This window comes from Mucilaginibacter sp. cycad4, assembly GCF_034263275.1.
Lineage (GTDB): Bacteria > Bacteroidota > Bacteroidia > Sphingobacteriales > Sphingobacteriaceae > Mucilaginibacter.
This window is the reverse complement of the sequence record NZ_CP139559.1, coordinates 2780112-2800482: the sequence shown is the minus strand read 5'-3', so window position 1 is coordinate 2800482 and position 20371 is coordinate 2780112. Positions and strand designations below refer to the sequence as shown.

Annotated in this window: 19 protein-coding genes; 13 read left to right on the top strand and 6 right to left on the bottom strand. The window is 43.1% G+C overall.

Annotation, left to right across the window (positions count from 1 at the left end):
• The first annotated feature begins 41 nt into the window (after positions 1 to 41).
• Positions 42 to 1589 (top strand): FAD-dependent monooxygenase, encoded by a 1548-nt coding sequence (locus SNE26_RS11170; RefSeq protein WP_321559438.1) that lies wholly within the window; start codon positions 42 to 44, stop codon positions 1587 to 1589.
• A gap of 109 nt (positions 1590 to 1698) precedes the next feature.
• Here SNE26_RS11170 and SNE26_RS11165 read toward each other — a convergent pair whose 3' ends face one another.
• Together SNE26_RS11165 and SNE26_RS11160 are read right to left on the bottom strand one after the other, a co-directional pair.
• Positions 1699 to 3045, bottom strand: a complete 1347-nt coding sequence (locus tag SNE26_RS11165) for a HupE/UreJ family protein (protein ID WP_321559437.1) — start codon at positions 3043 to 3045, stop codon at positions 1699 to 1701.
• Between the two features lie 13 nt (positions 3046 to 3058).
• Positions 3059 to 4489, bottom strand: coding sequence for a DUF3500 domain-containing protein (locus SNE26_RS11160; RefSeq protein ID WP_321559436.1), 1431 nt, complete (start codon positions 4487 to 4489; stop codon positions 3059 to 3061).
• A gap of 432 nt (positions 4490 to 4921) precedes the next feature.
• Here SNE26_RS11160 and SNE26_RS11155 point away from each other — a divergent pair, with 432 nt between their 5' ends.
• Positions 4922 to 6661, top strand: coding sequence for a thiamine pyrophosphate-dependent enzyme (locus tag SNE26_RS11155; RefSeq protein WP_321559435.1), 1740 nt, complete (start codon positions 4922 to 4924; stop codon positions 6659 to 6661).
• Positions 6662 to 6817: 156 nt separating this feature from the next.
• Here the strand turns inward: SNE26_RS11155 and SNE26_RS11150 are convergent, their stop codons facing one another.
• A complete protein-coding gene (locus tag SNE26_RS11150; RefSeq protein ID WP_321559434.1) occupies positions 6818 to 7357 on the bottom strand; it encodes a hypothetical protein in 540 nt (179 codons plus the stop codon).
• 62 nt (positions 7358 to 7419) lie between these two features.
• Entirely contained in the window at positions 7420 to 7914 is a 495-nt protein-coding gene (locus SNE26_RS11145; RefSeq protein ID WP_321559433.1) for a hypothetical protein, read from the bottom strand.
• Between the two features lie 94 nt (positions 7915 to 8008).
• On the opposite strand from SNE26_RS11145, the gene SNE26_RS11140 reads away from it, so the two are divergent.
• The 5 genes from SNE26_RS11140 to SNE26_RS11120 all read left to right on the top strand — a co-directional run bounded on the left by SNE26_RS11140 (position 8009) and on the right by SNE26_RS11120 (position 12699).
• Complete coding sequence (locus SNE26_RS11140) at positions 8009 to 9337, top strand: MFS transporter (RefSeq protein ID WP_321559432.1); 1329 nt, start codon at positions 8009 to 8011, stop codon at positions 9335 to 9337.
• Positions 9338 to 9384: 47 nt separating this feature from the next.
• The gene (locus SNE26_RS11135; protein ID WP_321559431.1) at positions 9385 to 9729 is read left to right on the top strand and encodes a hypothetical protein; all 345 of its coding nucleotides are present in this window, start codon (positions 9385 to 9387) and stop codon (positions 9727 to 9729) included.
• Positions 9730 to 9815: 86 nt separating this feature from the next.
• The gene (locus tag SNE26_RS11130) at positions 9816 to 10337 is read left to right on the top strand and encodes a DinB family protein (RefSeq protein ID WP_321559430.1); all 522 of its coding nucleotides are present in this window, start codon (positions 9816 to 9818) and stop codon (positions 10335 to 10337) included.
• Between the two features lie 297 nt (positions 10338 to 10634).
• Entirely contained in the window at positions 10635 to 11957 is a 1323-nt protein-coding gene (locus SNE26_RS11125; protein ID WP_321559429.1) for an MFS transporter, read from the top strand.
• A gap of 13 nt (positions 11958 to 11970) precedes the next feature.
• Positions 11971 to 12699, top strand: a complete 729-nt coding sequence (locus SNE26_RS11120) for a (Fe-S)-binding protein (protein ID WP_321559428.1) — start codon at positions 11971 to 11973, stop codon at positions 12697 to 12699.
• 8 nt (positions 12700 to 12707) lie between these two features.
• Here SNE26_RS11120 and SNE26_RS11115 read toward each other — a convergent pair whose 3' ends face one another.
• Positions 12708 to 13820: a hypothetical protein gene (locus SNE26_RS11115; RefSeq protein WP_321559427.1), complete on the bottom strand. Its 1113-nt coding sequence runs from the start codon at positions 13818 to 13820 to the stop codon at positions 12708 to 12710.
• Between the two features lie 13 nt (positions 13821 to 13833).
• Positions 13834 to 14442, bottom strand: a complete 609-nt coding sequence (locus tag SNE26_RS11110; protein WP_321559426.1) for a hypothetical protein — start codon at positions 14440 to 14442, stop codon at positions 13834 to 13836.
• Between the two features lie 280 nt (positions 14443 to 14722).
• Between SNE26_RS11110 and SNE26_RS11105 the strand changes: the two genes are divergently transcribed.
• The 6 genes from SNE26_RS11105 (at position 14723) to SNE26_RS11080 (ending at position 20324) form a co-directional block, all read left to right on the top strand.
• Positions 14723 to 15124 carry a hypothetical protein gene (locus tag SNE26_RS11105; protein WP_321555051.1) on the top strand — a complete coding sequence of 134 codons (402 nt, stop codon included), beginning with the start codon at positions 14723 to 14725 and terminating at the stop codon, positions 15122 to 15124.
• 8 nt (positions 15125 to 15132) lie between these two features.
• On the top strand, positions 15133 to 16068 hold the full coding sequence (locus SNE26_RS11100) for an IS3 family transposase (RefSeq protein WP_321554647.1): 936 nt from the start codon (positions 15133 to 15135) through the stop codon (positions 16066 to 16068).
• Positions 16069 to 16569: 501 nt separating this feature from the next.
• Positions 16570 to 17889 (top strand): tRNA (N(6)-L-threonylcarbamoyladenosine(37)-C(2))-methylthiotransferase MtaB, encoded by a 1320-nt coding sequence (gene mtaB / locus SNE26_RS11095; RefSeq protein ID WP_321559425.1) that lies wholly within the window; start codon positions 16570 to 16572, stop codon positions 17887 to 17889.
• Between the two features lie 27 nt (positions 17890 to 17916).
• Complete coding sequence (locus SNE26_RS11090; protein WP_321559424.1) at positions 17917 to 19086, top strand: prolipoprotein diacylglyceryl transferase; 1170 nt, start codon at positions 17917 to 17919, stop codon at positions 19084 to 19086.
• Positions 19079 to 19567 (top strand): GtrA family protein, encoded by a 489-nt coding sequence (locus SNE26_RS11085; RefSeq protein WP_321559423.1) that lies wholly within the window; start codon positions 19079 to 19081, stop codon positions 19565 to 19567. The genes SNE26_RS11090 and SNE26_RS11085 overlap by 8 nt, the downstream gene beginning before the upstream one ends.
• Positions 19533 to 20324, top strand: coding sequence for an inositol monophosphatase family protein (locus SNE26_RS11080; RefSeq protein WP_321559422.1), 792 nt, complete (start codon positions 19533 to 19535; stop codon positions 20322 to 20324). The genes SNE26_RS11085 and SNE26_RS11080 overlap by 35 nt, the downstream gene beginning before the upstream one ends.
• Positions 20325 to 20371: the final 47 nt, after the last annotated feature.

The following is a 20371-nucleotide window of genomic DNA, read 5'->3' as shown; positions in this document are numbered from 1 at the left end:
CACAGTTGCATTCCGGAATTTTGTGTTTCAATATAATGTATATGAAACCAACACTTGAAAGCAATAAAACTATACAAAATCATGCTGTTTATGATGTGATCATTTTGGGGGCAGGGCCTGTGGGCCTGTTCCTTGCCTGCGAACTGGCGCTGGCCAAATGTTCGGTCCTGGTACTGGAAAAGGCAAAAGATCCGCACTCGCCGTTGAGGCGAATGCCATTCGGGATCCGGGGGCTCTCAGCACCCACTATTGAAGCGCTTTACCGCCGTGGTTTGCTAAACGAACTTGAGATCCACAAACGTGTTAAGAATCCCCATCTAAATGCCAAACAAGGTGCCCAGCGCCAGGTGGGGCACTTCGCCGGCATTCCGTTTCTTGAAGGTAATGTTGATACCTCACAGTGGAAGTACCGCCTGCCAAGTTCTACTGATACCAGTTTGATTTCTGAAATGGAAGAGCTGGAAACGGTGCTGATCCGTCGTGCGGAATCACTGGGTGTCGAGATCAGGCGCGGGCTTGCCATTACCGGTTTTTATCAAACGGTGAATAAAGTAACGGTTCAGTCTGGTGATCAATCTTTTCAAAGTAAATGGCTTGTTGGGTGCGACGGGAGCCGTAGTGTAGTGCGCAAGGCAGGTGGTTTTGAATTTGCCGGTACCGAGCCGGAATTTACCGGCTACTCTATCCGGGCCGATATAGCAGATCCGGAGAAGCTTAAACCCGGCCGGAATGTTACATCAAGAGGTATGTATATGCAATCGCAACCGGGTTACCTGGCCATACAGGATTTTGACGGCGGGGAATTTCATGGTTCGGGCGAACCTATTACCATTGAACACGTACAGGAAGTGCTGCGCCGCATCTCGGATACCGACGTTACTATCAGCGCCCTGCATGTAGTTACCACCTGGACAGACCGTGCCAGACAGGCAACAACTTACCGTAATGGACGGGTACTTTTAGCCGGCGATGCCGCACATATTCATGCGCCGCTGGGAGGCCAGGGGCTTAACCTTGGACTGGGCGATGCCATGAACCTGGGCTGGAAACTGGCCGCAACTATTCAGAACAAAGCTCCCGAAGGTTTGCTGGATAGTTATTATACCGAACGGTACCCAATTGGAGCACAGGTTTTAGATTGGTCGCGCGCGCAGGTTGCTATCATGAAGCCCGACCCGCATGCCCGTGCGCTGTATGAAATTGTACGCGACCTTATGAATACCCGTGACGGCGCCACTTATATTGCAGGAAGGGTGTGGGGTGTTAGTACACATTATGATCTCGGCGGAAATCACCCTTTAACAGGTTACAGCGTCCCCAACATTGAGTTGGAAGACGGTACAACGGTTGGGGATTTAATGCGCGATGGCCGGGGAGTACTGCTTGACTTCGATATGAATGCTTCACTTAAAGCTTTGGCTGGGGGATTGGGCAACCAGGTAAAGTATGTTTCGGGTGAGGCGGAGGAGCAATTAGGCCTAAGCGCCGTGCTGATACGTCCGGATGGGATCATCGCCTGGGCTTCTGATAATAACCCGGATAATAGCGAACTTCTAAAGGCTGTCGCTCGCTGGTTTGTTGATAACTGATGGTAACAATAAAAGCCGTTTCCTTGTTAAGAGACGGCTTTTGGGTTTCTAAATGAAGGTTTGACTAATTTTAAAATCAAGTTTATAGTATTCAAATAAGCTATAAAATTTAGGTGTTCAACCCTGGCGAATGAGAGGCCCGCTTTTTTAACGGAATACTTATCAATGCCAAAACTGCCAGTATAACTATTGCCCAGTGAGCTTGTTCGGCCATTTTATTTACAAATGCCGAAACAAAATTAGGTGTTTGGGTGGCGCGTTCCAGGATCCATGCAATAGCTACTATACCAGATATGATAGCGCCTCCAATCCTGACATATTTATAGACCGGTGTTTGGCTTAATAAAATTAACCAGGGAATAGTAATCAGCACAACAAAAAGCTGCATAACCTCAATGCCCAGGTTAAAGCCTAAAATACTTAAAGCCATAGTGCCCGCACCCAATTTTAGGTTAGCTAATATGGATGCAAACGCCAGGCCGTGTATCAACCCAAAACCCGCCGCTACATACATTTCTTTTCCCGGAAAAATTGGTTTTACGGCATGAATTGCAGAAACTAAAATGGAAATAGCAATCAATATTTCTACAGGCTGTGCTGGTAACCTTAACCAGCCTAAAGCACCGATGAGCAGGGTAATGGAGTGGCCGATAGTAAACGAAGTGACAATTTTTAATAATCTCAGGATACTGTATTTTGTGCCGCCAAATTTTCCCCACCGCCTGCCATTTATTAAAAGAGTAGCTGGCAGTAACAGCACTATTAAAAATAGTAAATGATCAGTACCTTCTTTAATGTGCTGCATGCCTAAAGCAAGCATACTTTTGAAACCTTTAAACCAGCTTCCCGGTTGCAGATTTATTTGCAGGGGATGTATTATATTATCTTTCATACTCCGGTTGATGACCATTGCATCGGCCGAAGGGCCATCTAAATTTCCTGCCCCCCAATCGCTGCGGATGGAGACGAGGGCTGCATGGTTAATAACCTGGTGCATGATCACGTCATAATCAAGCATAAACCTCCGGGTATTTTCGCCCGGTTGAGGGATGATAACAACATAGGCAATTAACTCCCAGTAATCCATGCTATTTTCAATATATTTCCCTTTATCCATCCTCAGCGTTTCTACTTCAACCTCCCATGGGGTAGTTTTTTTCAGGTAGGCATGTATATGGCCTCTGAGGTATTCTTTTAACTGCGGTCCAAACTTTTCAATAAGTGTTTCCGGGTTCTTAGATATATTGTTACCAAAGGCAAGTTCCAGTTCTGATAGCGGCATTTGAAGCTCGAGTGCCACTCTGTTCGGGCTTGCATCTAAGAAAACAAGCGTATTGGGCGTTTGGTGTGCGCTGGAAATGGCTGGTCTTAATGCTGTAACAGCAAAAAAAGTTACAAAAATAAACAGCCGCCAACTGTTTTTATGGCGACTGTTTATTGAAAATATGTTGTGCATAATTCCCATAGTTTTATAATCCGATATAATCACGGGTATGATCCCTCATCACGGTGTGATAATGTATTTGATTACTGATAACTACACCGGTTTGGCATATAAACTCTATCCAAACACTTGGCCCGTCTATCCTTACATAGTCTGTATTGGTTGTTAAAAATGAACTTGCAGAACCTGCAACACCTGAAGTATTGCTGGCATAACACACATAAGTATTGGCTAATTCGTTTTGATAAATGGTGGTAAAGGCCGCTGCCGAAGTAGCATCAAGGTCATTGATCCATGGCATCATTGCCGCTAAAACTTTTGCCTGGGCCGCTGTGCTCAAGGTGCTTACCTGAACCCCTTGTTTCGTAGTCGGCATGGTATTGGTAGTAGACCCCGGAACCATCAGACAATCTGAAAACGAACCGGAAATTTTAGCAGATGCTAATTCAGAACTTGTAAACGAGCCCAGCATATTTTGCATAGCAGTATGCTCAGATTCTATTGGCCCTGTGTAGGTTGTACCACCGGTGGTAAATGATCCCTTTGGTTCAACGCCCTGGTGTAACGGTGTGATACTTGTAACAACACCCGCGTCATAAGTGATGTTTTGCGCGTAATGATGACCACCAAATTGCAGCATCCATTTACCGGTAGTGGTAGGGGTTCCTAAAAATGCGATGATATAGTTGCCTGAAGAGTAGCCCGAAGCCATTGTTCCCAGGTAATCGTCGGCCGCCATAATTTGAGTAAATTCGTCATAGCCTTCTCCTGTGGTTGTACCCATGGCTGCTGCTGCCACGGCTTTTGCAGCGGCTAATTGTGTGCTGGTCAAACTACTGAAAGCCAAACCATTTCTGCATGAAAGACCGCAGGGCAGATTTGACCATCTCAAAGCGTTGGTTTTATTTAAGGTTAACACCACGGAGGCTTGTTGAGAGGTAGTCAGCGTTGCTAAAAATGCGTTGGCTAAGCAAACTACTTTTGATGCAATGCTTGTTGAGGTAGAGCAGCCGGTTGATGTACTTGCGGCATCTACAGTAACTGAAAAGCTGCAGGTTTGACCGCCGAAGGTAATGGAAAACGAGGCGGTACCTGTTGACGTTGGTGTACCGGCAATGGCGTAAGTGAGGTTCCCGGCCCCACTCGCCAATGTACCCGCTGCTAAAGTTGCCGTTAACCCGGTAACCCCTGTTGAAGAGATAGCCGTACCCGCGGTATAAGTAGCACCGTTGCCGCCTGTATACGGTATTGTAGCGCTGCCACTGAATACCATATTAACGGTTGCAGTTGATGACACAACCGCCGAACCACAAGTTAAAGCCGAAACCGAAGCAGTTGTTGTGGTAGTGGTGGTTGTTGTAGTAGTTGTTGTTGTGTCGCTGCTCTTTTTACAGGCCACCAGGATACAGACCGCTATCAGCAGGCCTGTTACGGATAAGAGTATTAACTTTTTCATGATTTAAGGGTGTTTGATATTTGTTTTTTTTCCTTGATCGAAAGTATCTCCAATTTTTCCGGGCGATAAATATTATCGATAAACGGGCCTTATATGATGGTGAACGGGCTCTGATGGACACCCTTTCAGGTGAGATGTAGTATGGGGCGGCTTGTTTAGCTGAAACATAAGATGATGAATTCATCTTATGGAAATGAACCAAGCCCTCTTAAATTCCTCTAAAAAGAGCTTGATTATAGGTGCTTCTATCTTCCTGATCCGATAATGTGGCTGTTCGATATATCATCAATTATCATAAAATCACGACATATCAAAAGCTTAAAATAATCCCGTTATCGCAAATATTTGACTGTTAATTCCTTAACAAATGGCATGTGTTTGGTGTTATCTGTATACGAAACTCAAAACATCGCTAACGCTAAACAAATAAACATGTCAAAAAAAGTAGCCGAGCAGCTTGTAGAAATGCTGGTACAAGCCGGCATAAAACGCATTTACGCCATTACCGGCGACAGCTTAAATGAACTTAATGACGCGGTTCGCAAAACCCCCGAATTAAAATGGATCCATGTGCGTAATGAAGAAGCAGGTGCATTCGCGGCCTCGGCCGACGCGCAATTAAGCGGACTTGCCTGCTGCGCAGGCAGCAGTGGCCCGGGGCACGTACATCTGGTAAACGGGCTTTATGATGCCCACCGTTCTGGAGCGCCCGTTTTGGCTATAGCATCCACCTGTGCCACAAAAGAGTTCGGGAGCAATTATTTCCAGGAAACCAATGTTATTAAACTTTTTGACGATTGCAGTTATTATAACCAGGTGGCCGCCAATAACATGCAGGTACCCCGCATGACGCAAGCCGCTATTCAAACCGCTATTCAACGCAAGGGAGTTGGTGTATTAGGTTTTCCGGGCGATGTAGCAGGGGAGGACGCCGTAGAAATTGACTCGTCGGTAAATAACTTTTTTTGCAAAGCCAATATTACCCCTGTTTGGGAAGAATTAGTGAAACTGGCCGACCTGATCAATCGTAACCCTAAGGTTTGCATTTTTGGCGGCATCGGTTGTGCCGATGCTCATGACGAGGTGGTTGAGCTTGCTGCATTGATCAAAGCCCCGGTTGGCTATTCGTTCAGGGGTAAAATGTTTTTGGAGCATGATAACCCTTATGAGGTTGGCATGACCGGTTTGCTGGGCTTGCCGGCCGCTTATCATAGCATGCATGAAAGTGACCTGGTTATTCTCCTGGGTACCGATTTTCCTTACACCCCTTTTTATCCGCAGGATAAAAAAATAGTGCAGATAGATATCAAGCCTGAAAATCTTGGCCGGCGGGCAAAACTAACGATGGGGCTTTATGGCGATATCAAATCTACCATTAAAGCGCTCATTCCATTGATCAGGGAAAAAACCGACCGAAGCTTTTTAGACGCACAACTTCATGTACATGCCAAAGTGAAAGAACAGCAGCAAGCCTACATTCAGGATTACGGTAAACATGATGCCATCCACCCCGAAGCTTTGGCCGCTATTGTAAATGAAAATGCATCGGAAGATGCCATTTTTACCTGCGATACCGGGATGTGTAACGTATGGAGTGCCCGGCATATCAGCGCAAACGGTCGGCGGTCGATGATCGGTTCATTTGTTCATGGCTCCATGGCTAATGCCATGCCTCATGCTATAGGCGCTGCTTTGGCTTGCCCCGAAAGGCAGGTGGTGGCCATGTGCGGAGACGGGGGCATCTCTATGCTGCTGGGCGATCTGGCTACTATCAAACAATATAACCTGCCTATCAAGATCATTGTGTTTAATAACCGGGCCCTTGGTATGGTAAAATTGGAGATGGAGGTAATGGGCCTGCCCGATTTTGAAGTTGATATGCACAACCCCGATTTTACTTTGGTGGCCGAGTCAATGGGTATAAAGGGGATTACTATAAATGACCCGGAGTACCTTGAACAAGGAATCGCAGAGGCTTTTGCGCACGCAGGCCCGGTTTTGGTAAACGTTTATACTGATGGAACAGCCCTTGCTATGCCGCCACATATCGAATTGAAAATGGTTAAAGGCATGGCCATATCTATGACCAAAATGATGCTTGGCGGTAAGTTTGATGAGGTTTTGGCGACTGTTAAAGGTAATTATAAACATCTGCCCGAGATCTTTGATTAAATTCTTGCACGAATGCTCTGCAAAGTCAATACAATTGAATCGAATTACACGAATTAATTCCGTAATCTAATTCGTGTAATTAGGTTCAATTAGAAAAATTAGTGTGGAAATTATTTGCCTTGAATGCATGATTACTAAAATAGCCCGAAAGTGATACTACCTGTGACGAATTGTTTTTTGATTGATTTTTTTTATTATACCCATCACAAGGTTGATGATAAATAACAGTTGCCCCAGTAAAAAGGCAGCTGTTATTATTATGGAAGCCAGGAAAGTACCCTGCTGCTTTTTTTGAAATTCTGAAACCGCGTAATACCTCCGTGCTGCGCCATCCAATCCTATAAAATGTATTTGCTTACATAGCAAAAGGGTAACAACGATTGTGGTGATCAATATATGCGCCCAGCTTAGCCAAAGCGATGGCAAAACATCCATTGCCAATGCATAAATTGTCCATATCAAAATAAGTATAAGCGCTATTAACCGGTAAACTACAGCATATGAGATCACAAAATATGTATCATGCAGGTTAATATCCAGGGAGTCGTTTGCAAACAGGAATGAAATTACTGCCGATAGCAATGCGGTAATGGCCAGTAAGTTATATGGCTTAGTTTTAATATTAAAAAAGGTATAAGGTTTCAAGGCGTTGGTAATATTTGTTGCTGCTATAAAATTATAGATAAGTTGAAGCATCTCAACACCTATTCTGAAGTTAATTTAATTGCAGGTCTTTGTTCTATCCAAATGCTTGATACTTATAATTTTAGATGTGCTATAATATTATTATCCCGGAACTGAATAAAGTTGATATGTTCATCCTGCGGATCATAATCGATACTTAATACAAGGTTGCCTATCCTGTAATGATCTACCAGGAACGGTTTATCCAATATGAGAGAATTTCCTTGTTTGGTTTGCGTAGGTGCTCCTGCTTTTTTGAAAACTACTGCGCGGGCGTTGCTAAATGAAATCTCAAATGGCAGCAAATATTGCATATCCGGGTCAGGGTAAATATTCAGATGAGAAAATATCGGCCGTCCCGGTTCTAAAACTATCAGCTCATCTTCATCAATAACAGCATCCTCGTTGGTAAAACCTAAATCAATATGCAATAATTCAGATCGCATATAATCGCTTTTCAGTATATTGTATGAGCTAAGGTCAGTAAATGTATCGGCTAAAAAAGCCTGGAAATTATCATCATAAAGATAGGAGCCGAATTGATTTGTAAAATGGAGGTAGTTGAACATATTATAGTCGTCTATTCATAAAGCTACAATAAATTTTATAATGATGTTTCCCTGATATGCAGCTCAACCAAATTTCCATACTTTTAAGCCCGCAATGGAAGCAAAAAACAACAAGAAAACTATTTGGGCCTGGTGTATGTTTGACTGGGCCAATCAGTCATATAACATCGTTATCACCTCTACCATATTTCCCGCGTATTTTGTAGAGGTAACCAAATTCAATTCAAAAAATACCCAAATGGTAACCTTTTTGGGGCACCGGTATGTTAATACGGTTTTATCAAACTATATATTGGGTCTGTCATATCTTGTGGTGGCCGCCATCTTGCCTATCCTCACTTCCATAGCCGATTACCGAGGCAATAAAAAATCATACCTGCAATTATTTACCTGGTTGGGTAGCCTGGCCTGTGCGGGTTTATTTTTCTTTAAGCCCGGCACAGGATTGGAAATCCCGATGCTTTGCTTTGGCCTCGCTTCTATAGGTTATTGCGGTGGCTTTGTATTTTATAATTCTTATCTTCCCCAAATTGCCACACCCGATAAGCAGGATGCTGTGAGCGCCAAAGGCTTTATTTATGGTTATGTAGGCAGTATTGTGGTGCAGGTTTTATGCTTTATAGTAGTGCTTCAACCTAATTGGTTCGGTATCACTGATGACTGGCTGCCGGCACGGATCTCGTTCCTGATGGTTTTTGTATGGTGGATAGGTTTTTCTATTATCCCTTTCCGGATGTTACCAAAGGGGCAGCCCAATGCGGGCAAGCATAGTTATAACGTGCTTACCGGCGGCTTTAAAGAGTTGGCGAAGGTTTTTGGGAAAGTAAGGAGTATGCCTTTGTTGAAACGCTTCCTGGCGTCGTTTTTCCTTTACTCGGTGGGGGTGCAAACCATTATGCTGGTTGCGGCTAATTTTGCAGCCAAAGAATTGCATATGCCCGATGCTGCTCTCATCTCCATAGTGCTTATCATCCAGGTGGTTGCTGTGCCCGGTGCGTTGATCGCCTCTAAATCGTCGGAGAAATTCGGTAATGTGCGTACGCTGGTAGGTTTGGTGGCAATCTGGTCGGCCATTTGTCTGTATGCTTATTTTATTACCAGTTCTACCCAGTTTTATGTTGCAGCAGTGATTATCGGTATAGTAATGGGAGGGGTACAATCGTTATCACGTTCAACCTATTCCAAATATTTGCCTGAAAATATCCCGGATACGGCTTCGTATTTTAGCTTCTATGATGTTACCGAAAAGCTATCGATAGTGGTGGGCTTGTTTTGTTTTGGTTTTGTAGAGGCGGTAACCAATGAAATGCGCGATTCGACACTTGCCCTTGATGGCTTTTTTGTATTAGGGCTTATTATGCTCATCGTGCTGATGTTTACAGAAAATAAACTTCGCAAACAGCGTGTCGAAGTGGAGGCTTAAACAATTTGGCTGCATGCTTGTACTATCAATAAATAAAAGTATAAGCCATGATCCACACAGTAAACCACAACGTCACCGGCGACAACGGCACACAAAGGAATATCATTATTGAGCCGGTGCTGCATCAATCGGCAAATCATGAACTAAATTCCACCGGCTTGTATAAGCTTTATAAAGGCGGCGCCGATGGTGAAGCTATCCTTTTTGAAGTACAGGAAATAGCTCCTGAAATTGGCGAAAGCAAACCCCTGCTTGATGATAAAAAGAACCCGGATTATTTAGGACAGATCCGCTTTGAGGGCGATGCTGCTTCTAAGTGGCACTATTCGGAAGGCACTTTATCGAATTATGAGCAGCAACAGGTAGTGGAGTTTATCCAAAATACAAATTAGTTAGTTTTTCTTTTTTCCTGTTGACATAGGGCTGTCACCATGGTGTGGTTACTTTGTATTGTAATCAATAACAAAACATCAAAGCAATGGAAACTAACACAAATCAACAGTCAACCGAAACGGCAGCAGCTGTTTATACACCCGATCAACTTTTACAAAGCTGGCTTGGCCAACGCCGGGTAACCCGCAGGGTTATCGACGCTTTTCCGGAGGATGCATTATTTAATTATTCGATAGGCGGTATGCGCCCCTTTGCCGATATGGTAAAAGAGTTTGTTAGTATGGGCGGGCCTTGTGTAAGAGGTGTTGTAACCGATAACTGGACACCCATTGCCGGTCTTGATCACCACACGGGCAAAATAACAGCGGCGACAAAGGCCGAACTGCTGCAACTTTGGGATGAAGCCACCGAAGAAATCAAAACCTACTGGCCCCAAATTACGCCCGAACGTTTCCAGGAAACAGTATTGGCATTTGGCCAGTACGAAGGTTTGGTTAACTATATTTTACAATACGTTATTGATAACGAGATCCATCACCGTGGCCAGGGCTATGTTTATCTTCGCACTTTGGGTATTGAGCCACCCGCGTTTTATGACAGAAGCTAATGTGCCCATATAAAACAACCAAAGGCTTTCCGAAGAGGGAAGCCTTTTTTATCAGGGAATTGCGTTTAAAATAATTCGATCCGTTTTATTAAATCCCATCTGAAAAATTTCTACACGAATACTTTTCAAACCATTCACAATTAATCGAATTGCACGAATTTTTTATTAATTTAAGATTCGTGCAATTAGATTAATACGTAAAAATTGGTATAAAGATTTTTCATCTATCGTTTTTTCATCTTTTGGTTCGCAGACATTTTTTGCAGTTTCTGAAATTTGCATACATTTAGTGAGCAAATGGAAAATAAAAACAACAAAAAAACCATACGGGCCTGGGCTTTCTTTGATTGGGCCAACTCTGCGTACAACCTGGTCATCACTTCAACCATTTTTCCGGCCTATTATGTAGCTATCACTACCAATCATGCCAATGGCGACAGGGTTAACTTTTTCGGGAAAAGTTTTGTAAACACCGCGCTTTCAGATTATGCGTTATCGGCCGCTTACCTTGTGATGGTATTGCTGTTGCCCATATTGTCATCCATAGCCGACTATAAAGGCAATAAAAAGATCTTCATGATGTTTTTTACCCTGCTCGGTTCGGCAGCTTGCTGTGCGCTGTTCAATTTTGATAAAGACCACCTGGAGATGGGCATTATTTGCTTCGCCCTTGCAGCTATTGGTTACAGCGGTGGTTTTGTGTTTTACAATTCATACCTGCCCGAAATTGCCACTGTTGATATGCAGGATAATGTGAGTGCCAAAGGTTTTACCTATGGCTACATCGGCAGCGTGCTGCTTCAGCTCATCTGTTTTTTATTTGTGCTGAAAGGGGAGTGGTTTGGTATTACGGATAAAACCTTTGCGCCGCGATTGTCATTTTTGCTGGTAGGCTTATGGTGGATAGGGTTTGCCATAATCCCGTTCAGTGTATTGCCCAAGGGGAGTCCGAATGCGCAAAGTCATAGTCATAATATTATAAAAGGCGGGTTTATTGAGTTAGGTCACGTTTGGAAAAAGGTTAAGGAAATGCCGCTGTTAAAAAGGTTTTTGCCATCGTTCTTTTTCTATTCCATGGGTGTGCAAACCATTATGCTGGTAGCAACCGGTTTTGCTGCAAAAGAGTTGAAAATGGAAACTCCTCAGCTGATCACCATTATTTTAATTATACAGTTGGTGGCAATTTTGGGTGCTACGCTAATGTCGCGCTTGTCGGGTAAATATGGTAATGTGCGGGTTTTAATTGGTGTCGTGATCCTGTGGATTGCGGTTTGTGTAGCTGCTTACTTCACTTATACACAAACGCAGTTTTATATTATAGCAGTGGTGGTAGGTTTGGTGATGGGCGGCATTCAATCCATGTCGCGCTCTACCTATTCCAAATATCTGCCCGAAAATATTCCCGATACGGCTTCCTTTTTTAGTTTTTATGATGTTACCGAAAAGTTGGCTATAGTAGGCGGGGTTTTTAGTTTTGGTTTTTTTGAAGAAATAACCGGAAGCCCGCGAAATTCGGTCTTGGTATTGGGCGTATTTTTCATAGTCGGTCTTGTTTTATTGATTTCTTTGTTAAAGACCGAACAAAACATTAATAAAAATTCGGATTTTAGCGCCCGTTAACTAATTTGTGCCGATGAAGGTTGAGTTGTTCATACCGTGTTTTATAGATCAGTTGTTCCCCGCGACAGCTTTTAATACTGTAAAAGTGTTGGAAAAGGCCGGCTGCAAGGTTAGTTACAACCCGGCGCAAACCTGCTGCGGTCAGCCGGCTTTTAATGCCGGTTTTTGGGATGATGCCAAAGAGGTAGGCAATAAATTTTTAAGCGATTTTTCGGAGGATAGTGTCATTGTTTCGCCCTCGGCTTCATGTACGGGTATGGTGAAGAATTATTATAACGATCTGTTTACCAATACAGCCGTACACAATAAATGCAGGGCTATACAAGGCAATATCTACGAGCTGTCCGATTTCTTAGTGAATATCCTGGAGTTTGATTATTTCGGTGCCGAGCTTGACGGCAAGGCTGTTTATCATGATAGCTGCGCAGGCCTGCGCGAATGCAAGATAAAAGACGAGCCACGCCAGTTGCTCTCCAAAGTACTTGGCCTGGAATTGCTTGATCTGAAAGACGGAGAAACCTGTTGCGGTTTTGGGGGCACCTTCGCTGTTAAGTTTGATGGGATCTCAACCGCCATGGCACAGCAAAAAGTAAACAACGCACTTGATGCGGGAGCTGAATACATCATATCCACTGATACATCATGCCTGATGCACATGCAGGGGTATATCGACAAAAACAATCTGCCTGTTCAAACTATGCACATTGCTGATGTGCTGGCGCTGGGTTGGGGGAATGTGTAACAGGCAAGCTATTCTTTAATCAGTTTCAACTTTAAAGTATCATCATACACTTTGGCATCCCACCGCATTTGCCTGCCGTCATAACTGCTGATTTTTACCCTTGTGGTATCATTATTTGTGCCGCCATCAAACACGATGTTAAGTGTTTTTTGATTGGCCTTGTAAACAGAATGACCAAACCAGGCACGATTAGCCTCAAAAACATAAGGGTTGGCACAAAACGAAATCTTGCCGTCTTCTTCTATGTAAATGTAACACCAATTTTGCGCGCCGTTTATCCATTCATTTTTACCTACAGCTTTACCGTTCCTGATAAATTCATCTATTTTCCATTTTCCTGCAAGAGGTGATGATATGTTTCCTCTTACAAAACCATAAATGCTGATAAAAGCCGATAGGATCACTAATAATTTAATGGCAGGTTTGGTAAAGCGCCACCGGATTACCGGAATATTATCCGGTTGTTTGAAAAATAAGCCAATAAGATCATGCCATCGCAATAGTAAAAGGTACAATAAGCCTGAGCTGATGATGATGGAATTACCAAAAGCTCCAGGATCAATATTATAAAAAATATTAATGAGCACGATATTTAACATTACCGGTAATAAAATACAAGTGCCTAATAATGCGGTGCGCCTGAATAAAAGCAAGATGCCGCCGCCTATCTGTATTAATCCCAGAATAACTGCGAAAGTGTATGAATGGCCAAAATAATTCCAGGTAAGCTCAAAGCCGTTTAAACTGCCAACAGGGATGTTGTCCCTCATGTAAAGGTGTGCGAATTGTGTTTTTAAGATCTTGGCGAAGCCGTAAACCGTTACCTCGTATGCCAAAAAATATCGCAGTACGCCACGCAGAAACGCATGTTTTATCCCCGAATTAAATCCTTCGTTTTTACTTTTATGGTGCCAATAAGTTGCGTATCCTACGGATAGAAGACACATGACGATGCCCACATATAAGAACGAACGGATGAACGAGTTTGGATCGCTATAATTAAAAAGCTTATAAATCAGCGGTCCTGATAGCATGAACAAACCATCTGCAACTGCTATGTACAGATAAAGGCATTCAAAAAATTTAGCGAACCAAGATGAGTGGGTTGGAGTTGAATACATATCGTAACGTCATTTATTTCCGTTCGATATCCAAAATAACCCCCTCTTTGGCCATTTCCACAAGGAACGGTTTGGCAATCCCTTCCTGTGCGCTGTCATAAGCGGTATCGCCTTTTGCGGCAATATCGTCAAGCCCGTCTTCGCGGTCAACTTCGTATTTGTTCAGGGCAAGGTAAACAGAATCACCAGACACCTTGTTTACTTTGTAAAGGGTATAGTGATCATTTTTAAGTTTGATGTGAAAAATATCGTTCTTTTGAGGAGACAACACCCACTGGTTTACTTTTTTAGCTTTCTGTTTTTCGCTGATATAAAAAAGTATCGAACCGATAACGATCAAAAAGCAGCCGGCAAATGTCCAGACAGGTATCGTTGTTTGGGCTTTTACGTTATCATAGCTTAATTTGAGCGACGCGGGCATTTCCTTAAGCTTTAACACTTGCCTGCAATTGAGGCATTGTGAAACACCGGTTTTACCAATCGGGAAAAACGGGATCCAGAAAATATGCGCCCAGCGTTGAAATACATTCATCTGTATACTGTTGGCCGTACTGCAGTTTGGGCAGGTGTCGCTTGTTATTTCAGCTTTTAGGAGTTTAGCTTTGGTGCCGTATATGATCATAATATTTCCGGTTTAGATTTACGTTTTATCCGCACTGAAAGTAGGTAAATTGCCACGATTATAAAAATGAAGGTTTATGAAAACAGCGAAGTCGCTTTTAAAACAAACAGGCGACACGGGGCGCCTATGGAGCCGGTTTGCGAAATGTAATATTGCTATAAACACGATACTCCTAACGGAGTTATAGGATTTGCAGTAATCACCCCGGAGGGGTAACGTGTTTATAGGGAAAATTGAATAGTGTCTTGTCCTGAAATGAGTTTACACAAAAATAAACTACATGGAAAAGATCATTATTGATGGAAAAGGACATTATTCACTTGAATTTAAGCATTCAGTTATCAAAGAGTATTTGGCTGGCAGTGTTAGTCAAAAGGCGTTGTTGAGGAAATATGATATCAAGATACATAGTGGCATAACGCGTTGGATGCAGAAGTTAGGTTATGCAGAAGTTTCGGAAAAAGACAGATATTTGTCATCAGTAAAACCACTATCCTTGCCCGCAAAGAAGCCCCATAAAGATCCGCCTACAGGTGCCTTGTCGCAAGAACAACAACGCATCAAAGAACTCGAACGTCAGCTTGAAGATGAGCAGCTTCGCAGTGAAATGTACAAGCGTATGATCGAGATTGCTGAACGTGATCTTAATATTCCTATCCGAAAAAAGTCGGATACCAAGTGATCCATGAGATGAAAGACATGTATACAAGGATCAGCCTTGTACGATTATGTCGGTTACTTGGTATTACCCGTCAGGCCTATTATCAGCACTTTTGGCAACAAGAAGCATCTGGAATAGAGGATACACTTATATTGCAGGAGGTTGTCAGCATTCGCCAAGACCACCGGGCAATGGGTGGCAGGAAGCTTTATGAAAAGCTGCACCCTTTTTTGCTTGATCATGGCATTAAAATGGGACGGGATGCACTGTTCGACCTGTTGTCAGCTAATGGACTGTTAGTAAAGAAACGCCGCAGGCGGCATGTGACGACCTGGTCGGGTCACCGGTTCAACAGATGGCCGAATATCATACGCAGCCTGGAGGTCGTCAGGCCTAACCAACTGTGGGTAAGCGATATCACCTACTGGAAAGTAAAAGAAGAACATTTGTACATCAGTTTGATAACGGACGCTTATTCGCACAAAGTAGTTGGCTATCATTTGGCTGATACCTTAGAAACGATCGAAACGATACAGGCCTTGAAAATGGCTTTAAAAGACCTGCCTGAACAATTGCCGGAGGCACTTATACATCACTCGGACCGGGGAGTGCAATATTGCACAGAAAGCTATGTAAAGCTATTACAGGACAGATACATCAAGATCAGTATGACCGAGAACGGTGACCCATTAGAGAATGCCGTTGCTGAACGAATGAACGGCATTCTTAAAGAAGAATATCTTAAGCATCACCGGCCTGAGAATAAGCAACAAGCAAAACAATTACTGGATAGAGCTATCGAGTTGTATAACAAACACCGGCCACACTTCAGTATCGGTCTGCTAACGCCCCAACATGTGCATGATAAAAGCTTGCTACCTCAAAAATTGTGGAAGAACTATTATCGCAAAAACACTAACATTGTAAACGTATCACAGGACATCACTACACTTGTAAATACATAACAGGACTATCTCATAAAATGTAAACTTTTTTTAGGACGAGACATAGTTTCAAGGCTCCGTAGGAGCCTCGTGTTCTGAAAGCGATTTTTCGGTTTATGGAAAAAATGAAGCAATAATGGTGACATTGTTTTGTCAGCAGGCATTGGTATGACTGTTCGCATTTCAAAAAAAACTCAAAAAACATTAAAAAACGGTGGAAAGAAGTATGTTTCGTGAAACGCTGGTTTTATACTTCTTTAAGTTTTATTGATTGATAATCAGGAATTTAGATATGTTTTAATTAAGATATTAAACTGTTGATTACCAGTATGTTTCATAAAACGATCGTTCCTCGTTTCACTCTCAAAAAATGGAACATTTTAAAAATGCGGCGAAAGCAAATCCAGTTTTATTTTGAGAACGGCGATTTTGAGACACCCATAATTTTACAATTACTTTTACCATACCATGAAATTACGGAAATAGGCATTTCTTTAAAAAACATTATCTTTGCCGATTGAAATGAACAAGAAAGTCGCTTTTTACACTTTAGGCTGCAAGCTGAATTATTCAGAGACCTCATCCATTGGTCGGCTGTTTAACCAGGCCGGTTATGATACGGTGAATTTTACCGAAACACCGGACGTTTTTGTGATCAATACCTGCTCGGTTACGGATAATGCTGATAAAAAGTGTAAGAAGATTGTTAAAGAAGCGCTTAAGATTTCGCCCAATGCCTACGTAACCATTGTAGGTTGTTATGCACAGCTTAAACCACAGGAAATTGCCGAAATCCCCGGCGTTGACATGGTGCTTGGCGCTGCCGAAAAATTTCAGATCGTTGATCATATTACCGACCTGACCAAGAGGCCAAAGGCGCTGGTACTTAATCAGCCTGTGTCTGAAGCCAATGAGTTTGTTCCCGCATATTCTTTTGGCGACCGTACCCGTACTTTTCTGAAAGTGCAGGATGGCTGCGATTACTCTTGTACGTTTTGTACCATCCCGCTGGCCCGTGGCGCCAGCAGGAGCGATACCATTGAAAATGTTGTAGCACAGGCAAAGCAAATTGCCGAATCAGGCGTGAAAGAAATTGTATTGACAGGTGTAAACCTGGGCGACTTCGGCATTCGTAACGGCAACCGCGAGGACAAATTTTTTGACCTGGTTAAAGCGTTGGATGAAGTAGAAGGTATCGACCGTTTCAGGATCTCATCTATCGAGCCTAACCTGCTTACCGACGAGATCATCGCTTTTGTAGCCGAATCAAAACGCTTTGTGCCGCATTTTCATATCCCGCTGCAATCAGGTTCGGATAAGATCCTGGGCTTGATGCGCCGCCGTTATAAACGCGACCTTTACGTTAACCGTGTTGCCAAAATTAAAGAGCTGATGCCCGATTGCTGCATTGGTGTAGACGTTATCGTTGGTTTCCCCGGCGAAACAAGGGAAGATTTTATTGATACCTATAATTTCCTGAACGAACTTAATATATCATACCTGCACGTATTTACTTATTCGGAAAGGGAAAATACCCTGGCTGCCCAGATGCCGGGCGCTGTTCCCGGATCTGCACGTGGCGAGCGAAGCAAAATGCTGCATATCCTGTCGGACAAAAAACGCCGTGCTTTTTATGAAAGCCAGCTCCATAAAAATGAGGAGGTTTTATTTGAGGGCGATATTAAAGACGGCTTTATGCATGGTTTTACGCGCAACTATGTGAAGGTGCGCACCAAGTATGATCCTGTACTGGTGAACGAATTAAAAACAGTGTACCTAACAAATATTTCACCTGATGGTGATGTTGAAATAACAGAAGGCGAAGAAATATTTGTGCATTAAATTCTATATTCGCCTAAAATATAACCTATGTTTCCAACGCTCACATCGTTACTGAAATACCTTTTTGGTTTTAATCTTCCCCTGCCTATCCAAACTTTTGGCTTTTTTGTAGCGATAGCTTTTGTTGGCGCTTACTGGGCTTTCACGCAGGAGTTTAAACGCAAAGAGGCATCAGGCGTTATCCATAGTTTAAAAAAAAGGGTTACTATCGGTTTGCCGGCTTCAAATGCCGAGCTTGCGGGCAATGGTGTTTTTGGTTTTCTGTTAGGCTACAAAATTGTTGATTGTATTCTCAATTATCAGGCTCTCATTGATAGTCCGCAGGAATTTTTATTATCCCTGCGTGGCAACTGGATAGGCGGGATCCTTGGAGCAGCTGTTTTTGCTTATTGGGCATGGAACGAGGCTCAAAAGCAACGCCGTGACAAGCCCGAAACTAAAGATGTTGATGTACATCCCCACGAACTGATGGGGAGCATATTGTTATGGGCGGCTGTGTTTGGCTTTGCCGGCGCTAAGTTGTTCAACGCGTTAGAAAACTGGGGCGATTTTATGAAAGACCCCGTTGGCATGCTGATAGGCTTTAGCGGTTTAACTTTTTATGGAGGCCTCATTTGCGGTGGTGCAGCTGTACTTTATGTTGCCAATAAAAACGGCGTTAAGCCATTGGTTATGCTTGATATTGGCGGCCCGGGCGTGATGCTGGCTTATGCATTAGGCCGTATAGGCTGCCAGATGAGCGGCGACGGTGACTGGGGCATAGTTAACCTTGCACCAAAACCACACTGGTTAAGCTGGGCACCCGATTGGATGTGGAGCTTTAAATTTCCGCATAACGTGAACGACGAAGGCGTACAGATGGTTAATTGTGTAGGCAAATTTTGCCATGAGCTGCAATACCCCGTTTATCCAACCTCATTTTATGAATCTGTAATTTGTTTATTACTGTTCTTTGTATTGTGGAAAATAAGGCACATTTTTAAAGCTCCGGGCGTTTTGTTTGGTGTGTACATGATATTAGCTGGCGTTGAGCGTTTCTTTATTGAGCTCATCAGGGTTAATACAAAGTATGTTGTTGCAGGTGTTTCATTTACCCAGGCCGAAATGATCTCTGTGATCATGATTTTAGGAGGTATTACACTTATTGTAACCGGATTAAACAAAGAAAAGAAAGCGCTGCGCACAACAAATGGCTGATAATAAATCAAAAGGCAAATTAATCGATAATCAGGTATTCAGATTTGTACTTTCGGCCGGTGCCGGTTTTTTGGTTGATGTTTCGGCATTTTATCTTTTTTACCACAACCTGCTTATACAGCATACTTACCGGATATTCGGACTTACCGTTCGTAACTATACCGTTTCGCTGGCATTGTCGTTTTTTATGGGCGTTGTAGTTAATTTTTTAATTACCCGCTACATGGTGTTCAACGAATCTAAATCGGCACCGCGCAAGCAGTTCCTTCGTTTTGTAACAGTGGCTATTATCGGTTTTTTTGCCAACTTATCGGTTGTGAAAATATTGATCCAGGCTTGCAGTTTTAACCCGACGGTAGCGCGGATCTCGGCTGCGCTCAGTCTGTTCTTCGCAAGCTTTTTTATCCATAAAGTTTTTTCATTCAGTCTATCATTAAAACGTAACCATGCAAACAGCGAGCATCATAAACCAGGTAATTGAAGTTTCAAAACAAGCAGGTGATTTCATCAGGCAGGAGCGTAAAGCATTTGATCCTGATAGGATAGAATATAAAGGCCTCAACGATATGGTATCATACGTTGATAAAACAGCCGAAGAAACCATCGTAAAAGGCCTGAGCAAAATACTACCTGAAGCCGGTTTCATCACCGAAGAAAAAACAACAACTAAAATTGGCGAGCGCTATAACTGGATCATCGACCCGCTTGATGGCACCACCAATTTCATCCACGGTGTACCGGCTTTTTCGGTAAGCATAGCTTTGAAAGAATATGATGAACTGATAGCCGGCGTGGTATACGAAATAAACCTCGACGAATGCTTTTACGCCTGGAAAGATGCGCCGGCATACCTGAATGGTAAAGAGATCAGCGTAAGTAAAAACAGCACGGTTGGTACCAGCTTACTGGCAACCGGTTTCCCATATTACGATTTTACAAAGCAGGCCGCCTATATCGAATTGTTTACAGAACTAATGCGTAGCAGCCATGGCCTGCGCCGTTTAGGTTCTGCAGCTGTTGACATGGCTTATACTGCCTGTGGTCGTTTTGATGCTTTTTATGAGTATAACCTTAACGCCTGGGATGTTGCTGCCGGTATTGTCATTGTTAAACAAGCCGGAGGTGAAGTGGTGAACTTTAAAGGCGGCTCTGAAGTACTGGATACCCGCGAATTATTGGCGACTAATGGGAAGATAACAGGGGAGATGCTGGAGGTGATAGGGAAGTATTTTAAATAAGAGTATTTTTATATACGATTGATGGAATACTTGATATGGATATTAGA

Bases quoted from the DNA above. Each gene is read 5' to 3' on its own strand.
- SNE26_RS11170 (WP_321559438.1), top strand. From the start codon at position 42: ATGAAACCAACACTTGAAAGCAATAAAACTATACAAAATCATGCTGTT.
- SNE26_RS11165 (WP_321559437.1), bottom strand. From the start codon at position 3,045: ATGCACAACATATTTTCAATAAACAGTCGCCATAAAAACAGTTGGCGG.
- SNE26_RS11160 (WP_321559436.1), bottom strand. From the start codon at position 4,489: ATGAAAAAGTTAATACTCTTATCCGTAACAGGCCTGCTGATAGCGGTC.
- SNE26_RS11155 (WP_321559435.1), top strand. From the start codon at position 4,922: ATGTCAAAAAAAGTAGCCGAGCAGCTTGTAGAAATGCTGGTACAAGCC.
- SNE26_RS11150 (WP_321559434.1), bottom strand. From the start codon at position 7,357: ATGCTTCAACTTATCTATAATTTTATAGCAGCAACAAATATTACCAAC.
- SNE26_RS11145 (WP_321559433.1), bottom strand. From the start codon at position 7,914: ATGTTCAACTACCTCCATTTTACAAATCAATTCGGCTCCTATCTTTAT.
- SNE26_RS11140 (WP_321559432.1), top strand. From the start codon at position 8,009: ATGGAAGCAAAAAACAACAAGAAAACTATTTGGGCCTGGTGTATGTTT.
- SNE26_RS11135 (WP_321559431.1), top strand. From the start codon at position 9,385: ATGATCCACACAGTAAACCACAACGTCACCGGCGACAACGGCACACAA.
- SNE26_RS11130 (WP_321559430.1), top strand. From the start codon at position 9,816: ATGGAAACTAACACAAATCAACAGTCAACCGAAACGGCAGCAGCTGTT.
- SNE26_RS11125 (WP_321559429.1), top strand. From the start codon at position 10,635: ATGGAAAATAAAAACAACAAAAAAACCATACGGGCCTGGGCTTTCTTT.
- SNE26_RS11120 (WP_321559428.1), top strand. From the start codon at position 11,971: ATGAAGGTTGAGTTGTTCATACCGTGTTTTATAGATCAGTTGTTCCCC.
- SNE26_RS11115 (WP_321559427.1), bottom strand. From the start codon at position 13,820: ATGTATTCAACTCCAACCCACTCATCTTGGTTCGCTAAATTTTTTGAA.
- SNE26_RS11110 (WP_321559426.1), bottom strand. From the start codon at position 14,442: ATGATCATATACGGCACCAAAGCTAAACTCCTAAAAGCTGAAATAACA.
- SNE26_RS11105 (WP_321555051.1), top strand. From the start codon at position 14,723: ATGGAAAAGATCATTATTGATGGAAAAGGACATTATTCACTTGAATTT.
- SNE26_RS11100 (WP_321554647.1), top strand. From the start codon at position 15,133: ATGAAAGACATGTATACAAGGATCAGCCTTGTACGATTATGTCGGTTA.
- mtaB (WP_321559425.1), top strand. From the start codon at position 16,570: ATGAACAAGAAAGTCGCTTTTTACACTTTAGGCTGCAAGCTGAATTAT.
- SNE26_RS11090 (WP_321559424.1), top strand. From the start codon at position 17,917: ATGTTTCCAACGCTCACATCGTTACTGAAATACCTTTTTGGTTTTAAT.
- SNE26_RS11085 (WP_321559423.1), top strand. From the start codon at position 19,079: ATGGCTGATAATAAATCAAAAGGCAAATTAATCGATAATCAGGTATTC.
- SNE26_RS11080 (WP_321559422.1), top strand. From the start codon at position 19,533: ATGCAAACAGCGAGCATCATAAACCAGGTAATTGAAGTTTCAAAACAA.